5 protein-coding genes are annotated in these 5,139 nt (G+C 74.8%); all 5 read left to right on the top strand.

From position 1 onward, the window contains the following. The first annotated feature begins 359 nt into the window (after nt 1-359). The 5 genes from RWM17_RS12065 (at nt 360) to RWM17_RS12085 (ending at nt 4,952) form a co-directional block, all read left to right on the top strand. Entirely contained in the window at nt 360-1,817 is a 1,458-nt protein-coding gene (locus RWM17_RS12065; protein WP_314104009.1) for an acyl-CoA dehydrogenase, read from the top strand. Between the two features lie 30 nt (nt 1,818-1,847). Next, nucleotides 1,848-2,075, top strand: a complete 228-nt coding sequence (locus RWM17_RS12070) for a hypothetical protein (RefSeq protein WP_314104011.1) — start codon at nt 1,848-1,850, stop codon at nt 2,073-2,075. A 274-nt stretch (nt 2,076-2,349) separates the two neighbouring features. Next, entirely contained in the window at nt 2,350-3,219 is an 870-nt protein-coding gene (locus RWM17_RS12075; protein WP_399540473.1) for a hypothetical protein, read from the top strand. A 327-nt stretch (nt 3,220-3,546) separates the two neighbouring features. Further along, a complete protein-coding gene (locus RWM17_RS12080) occupies nt 3,547-4,710 on the top strand; it encodes an anion permease (protein WP_314104012.1) in 1,164 nt (387 codons plus the stop codon). A gap of 2 nt (nt 4,711-4,712) precedes the next feature. Next, entirely contained in the window at nt 4,713-4,952 is a 240-nt protein-coding gene (locus tag RWM17_RS12085) for a hypothetical protein (protein WP_314104013.1), read from the top strand. Nucleotides 4,953-5,139 lie beyond the last annotated feature (187 nt).

Genomic DNA, 5,139 nt, shown 5'->3' on the forward strand with positions numbered 1-5,139 from the left:
GACGAGGGCCGCGGCGACGACCACGCCGAGCCCGGTGAGCAGGCCGCGGCGACGTTTGCGGCGCGAGTCGTCGAGGGAGGCGCGGAGCCCGGCGGGAGCGCCGGCGGGCGGGTCGGCGGCGGGCGTGGACTGCGGTGCGTCGTGATCGGACACGGGGACTCCTCGGGGTGGTGAGCGGTGGGTTGTGGGCTGTGTGCTGTGGGCGGCGAGCCGGACGGTGGACGGTGCCGGGGTGATGGCTGCCGACCCTGCCACGGCGTCGGAGGCCGCCGCGAGCTCTCTTTCGACATGTGTCGTGACGTTTCGTCATGTGTCGTCGGCCCTGTCGCAGGAGGCGCGGGCGTGACACAAAGGAGCGCATGACCGACAGCACGAGCGACCCCACGGCCGGCCCCGGCACGCGCCACCTCGACGACCGCATCGAGGCGGTGTTCGGCCCCTTGGTCGACGAGATCGCGGCGGGCGCGGTCGCCCGGGAGCGCGACCGCCGCCTCCCCGTCGACGAGGTCGACCTGCTGCGCCGGGCCGGCTTCGGCGCGCTGCGGGTGCCGGTCGAGCACGGCGGCTGGGGAGCGTCCCTGGAGCAGGAGTTCCGCCTCCTCGTGCGCCTCGGCGAGGCCGACTCGAACCTGCCGCAGCTGCTGCGCGGGCACGTCGCGTTCGTCGAGACGCAGCGGGCGCAGCCGGACGGGCCGCTGCGCACCGAGTGGCTCGAGCGGCTGGCGGCCGGCGACGTGCTCGTCGGCAACGCGCAGGCCGAGCGCGGCGACGCGACCGCCGTGACGACCCGGCTGACGGAGGTCGACGGCCGGCTCCGCCTCGACGGACAGAAGTTCTACAGCACGGGCACCCTCTACGCCGACTGGATCTGGGTCGGGGCGCTCCGCGGCGACGAGCCCGTCGCGCTGGCCGTGCGCGCCGACGCGCCGGGCGTCACGCGCCTCGACGACTGGGGCGGCTTCGGCCAGCGCCTCACCGGCAGCGGCACGACGATCTTCGACGACGTGACGGTCGACCCGGCCCAGGTCCTGCCCTGGAGCGACAACGCCGAGCGCCGCCCGCTCGCCTACACGCAGGCGCTGTACCAGCTCGTGCTCCTCGCGGCCGAGACGGGGATCGCGCGGGCGGTGGTGCGCGACGCCGTCGACTTCGTCCGGCCCCGCACCCGCACCTTCGGCGTGGCGGGGGTGTCGCTGCCGCGCGAGGACCCGCTCGTGCAGGGCGTCGTCGGGCGGCTGTCGAGCATCGCGTCGGCGGTGGAGGCGGTGACGCTGTCCGCGGTGCGGGCGCTGGAGGCGGCCGACGGGCGTGCCTCGGCAGCCGCGTCTGCGGCGGCCTCGGTCGACGCGTCTGCTCCGGACAGGGCCTCGACCGCCGACGACGACTACCAGGAGGCGCTGGCCACGGTCTTCGAGGCGCAGCAGGTCGTGCTGCCGCTCGTCCTCGAGGCCGCGACCGCCCTGTTCGAGGTGGGCGGCGCCTCCGCGGTGGACGCCGACCGGGCCCTCGACCGGCACTGGCGGAACGCCCGCACCATCGCGTCGCACAACCCCGCGATCCACCGCGAGCGGGCGCTGGGCGACCGCCGCCTCAACGGGACGCCGTTCCGCACGGGTCCGCAGGCGGCTGCCGCTGCGCCTGCGACGCCCGCTGCGCCCACTGGGCCCCGTAGACCCGCTGGACCGGCAGGAAGTGCTCATCCGGTGGGCAGTGAGAGCGCTTCCCGCCGGTTCAGCGCGCGACGCGGTCGACGAGCAGGCGCCGACGAGGTGCTGGTCGAGCCGCCGGCCCTCGACGACGGCGGAGGTCGTCGGTAGCGTGGGCGGACGCCGTCGAAGGGACACCGCATGAACACCGCCACAGTCGTCATCGCCCTGATCGTGCTCGTGATCGTCGCCGCCACCGTCGCGATCACGCTCCGCGACCGGCGGGACCGTGCGCTGGCCGCCAGGCTCGACGAGTCCGACCCGGGGGCGGGCGTCCGCGCCCAGGCCGAAGCCGAGCGGCAGCAGGCCGGCCCGCGGGGCGAGGCCGGCGGTTCGTCGTGGTCGGCCGCCGGCGGGAACTCGGCCTGAGCCGGGGCCGGGCCGACCCGGTGCATCCGCACCGACACGTGCACCCGCACCCGCACGGCGACGCCACGACACGGCGGCCGTCACCGGGACGGCCAGCTGCCCCGATCCGGACCCTGACCCCGATCCGGACCCTGATCCCGATCGGGACGAGGGATCGCTGGTCTCCTTCGCCGCCCTCGCGGTCGAGAAGCTCGTCTCTGCCGCTCGCGGCACCCGGCAGGGCGCCCTCCTGCCCGGCGTCGACACCCACGTCGTCCGGATCTGGGGAGACGGCGTGGACGTCGTCGTGCGCACGCCTCGCGATCTCACCGGGTCGGCACCCGACACCTACCCGGCCGAGCGATGGGCCGCCGAGCACGCTGCGCGCCACGGAGTGCCGACCCCTCCGGTGCTCGCCTACGAACCCGAGTTCGGGGAGGCGCCGCTCATGATCGTCGAGCACGTCACCTCCCTGCCCTCCGAGCGCGACCCGTGGCGCGACCTCGGCCGCTTGGCCGCCGCGCTCGCCGAGGTGCCCCTCGGGGCGAGGGCTGCGGCCGTTGTCGGCGACGATGCCGACCTCAGCGGGCCCGACGTCACCGTGCCCGACCTCACCGTGCCCGAGGTCACCGTGCCCGACGCGCTCCTCACCCGCTTCGGCCGCGACCTGCCGGAGGCCTGGCGCCGCCACCTGCGGTACGGCCTCGACTCCCTGGTGCCGGGCGACCGCCTCCTCGGCCTCGGTGTCTACGCCGAGCGGCAGCGCGGTCCGCTGCGAGCGGCCCTCGAGCAGCTCGCGGTCGAGAGCGCCGACTGGCGGCACGGGCTCGTCCACGGCGACCTCGCACCCCGCAACCTCGTGCCCCGCGGCGCCGACGACCCCGTGCTGATCGACTGGGGCTCGGCCCGGACGGGCCCGGTGCCGTGGCTCGAGCTCGACCGCGTGCACCGCTGGAGCGCCCTCGACGGCATCGTCGGCGCCGACGAGCTGCGCCGCTTCGCCGACGGACTCGGGGTCGACCTCGACGACTCCCTGCCGACCCTGCGACGGCTCGCCCTGCTGCACCACCTCGACCTGGTCCGCTGGGCCCTCGAGCGGCGGCCGGACCGGCTCGCCCGCGAGGTCGAGGAGGCGCGGCGAGCGATCGCCCGCTGCCTGCGCTGACAGCCCGGTCGGCCATCCTGCCGTGGACCTCGTTCTGGCTGGATCGTCGGACGAGTGGTCATCAACCGTCCTTCCGGCCCGTCTGGGGGCAGTTCCTGACCACTCGACGCTGCGCCGCGCCTCCGGTGGGCACAGGGGCACCCGCACCCGCACCCGTCGGCTCGACATGTGCATGCCGTGCATGATTCTCCTGCTGTTCACCGACGCAGCCCGCCCGCGGGCCTAGCGTCGCCGGTGCAGGAGCAGCGCCCGTCACCGCGACGGCCGCGCACTTCCTGCCTCCGGACGGGCACCTGCCCCGGAGCAGACGACAGAGGGGCGACATCGATGGACGTCTTCGTCACGGTCACGCTGGTGATCGTCGTGGCGCTCGTGTTCGACTTCACGAACGGGTTCCACGACACGGCCAACGCGATGGCCACCTCCGTCGCCACCGGGGCCCTGAAGCCCAAGGTGGCGGTGCTGATCTCGGCCGTGCTCAACCTGGTCGGGGCGTTCCTGTCGACGGAGGTCGCGAGCACCGTCTCGAACGGCATCATCCGCGAGGGCGACGGGGGAGTGCAGGTCACCCCGACGATGATCTTCGCCGGCCTCGTCGGCGCCGTGATCTGGAACCTCGCGACCTGGTACCTGGGCCTGCCGTCGAGCTCGTCGCACGCGCTGTTCGGCGGCCTGATCGGCGCCGCCGTGATCGGTGCCGGCGTCGGCTCGGTCGACTTCGGCGTCGTCCTGTCGAAGGTGGTGCTGCCGGCGCTCATCTCGCCCCTGGTGGCCGGCACGGTGGCGCTCGTCGCGACCTACGCGGCCTACCGCATCACGAAGCAGGCGACGCTGCGCGGCTCGACGGTCGGGTTCCGGCACGGCCAGACGATCAGCGCCTCCCTGGTCTCGCTGGCGCACGGCACGAACGACGCGCAGAAGACGATGGGCGTCATCACGCTCACCCTCATCGCGGCCGGCTACCAGGGCGCGGGCACGACGCCGCAGCTCTGGGTCGTCCTCGCCTGCGGGCTCGCGATCGCGCTCGGCACCTACCTCGGCGGCTGGCGGATCATGCGCACCGTCGGCAAGCGCATCACCGACGTCCAGGCGCCGCAGGGCTTCGCGGCGGAGACGAGCTCGGCCGCGACGATCCTCATCTCGTCGCACCTCGGCTTCGCGCTCTCGACGACCCAGGTCACCTCCGGCTCGATCGTCGGGGCAGGCCTCGGCAAGAAGCTCGCGACCGTGCACTGGGGGGTCGTCGGCAAGATCGCCTCGGCCTGGGTGATCACGCTGCCCGCCGCGGCGCTCGTCGGCGGCGTCAGCGCCTGGCTCGCCAGCACCAGCACCGTCGGGCTCGTCCTCGTCGCAGTCCTCGCGCTCGCCGGGGGCTCGGCCTTCGTGTTCCTCGCCCGTCGCCACCCGGTGACGCACGAGACCGTCAACGACAGCGAGGAGGCGCCCGCCGCGACCCAGCCGGCCGGCGCCTCCCGCGGACAGGGAGAGTGACCGTGTTCCTCGGAGTGGACTGGGGCGCCTTCGTGGTCGTCTTCGTGGTGGCGCTCGCCGCGACCGCCGTCATCGTCACGTCCTTCGCGCTCGGCATCCGGCTGTTCGCCGCAGGGGCGACCGAGGCGGTCGCCGCCGCCCCTCGCTCGCTCCCCGCCACCGTCGGGGGCGCGGCCTGCTTCGCGGTCGGCATCGCCGCCGTGCTCGCCGGCCTGTGGCTGATCGTGCCGCAGTTCCACTGACGCCGTCCTGCGGGGCCGGCCCGTGCCTCCTCGGCTCTCGCCTCGGGGCGACGGCGTCGAGTGGTCGGATCTGGTCCTTCCCGAGCCGCTCAACGACAGTTCGCGACCACTGGACGCTCGGCCCGCAGGGCAGGCGGCGGGCAGGCAGCGGCAGGCAGCGGGCGGGCGGCGGTCAGGCGGCGTCGGC

It is taken from the genome of uncultured Frigoribacterium sp., assembly GCF_963515265.1.
Lineage (GTDB): Bacteria > Actinomycetota > Actinomycetes > Actinomycetales > Microbacteriaceae > Frigoribacterium.

What these genes read in the sequence shown, in the direction of transcription:
- RWM17_RS12065 (WP_314104009.1), top strand. Translation starts at nt 360, where the DNA reads ATGACCGACAGCACGAGCGACCCCACGGCCGGCCCCGGCACGCGCCAC.
- RWM17_RS12070 (WP_314104011.1), top strand. Translation starts at nt 1,848, where the DNA reads ATGAACACCGCCACAGTCGTCATCGCCCTGATCGTGCTCGTGATCGTC.
- RWM17_RS12080 (WP_314104012.1), top strand. Translation starts at nt 3,547, where the DNA reads ATGGACGTCTTCGTCACGGTCACGCTGGTGATCGTCGTGGCGCTCGTG.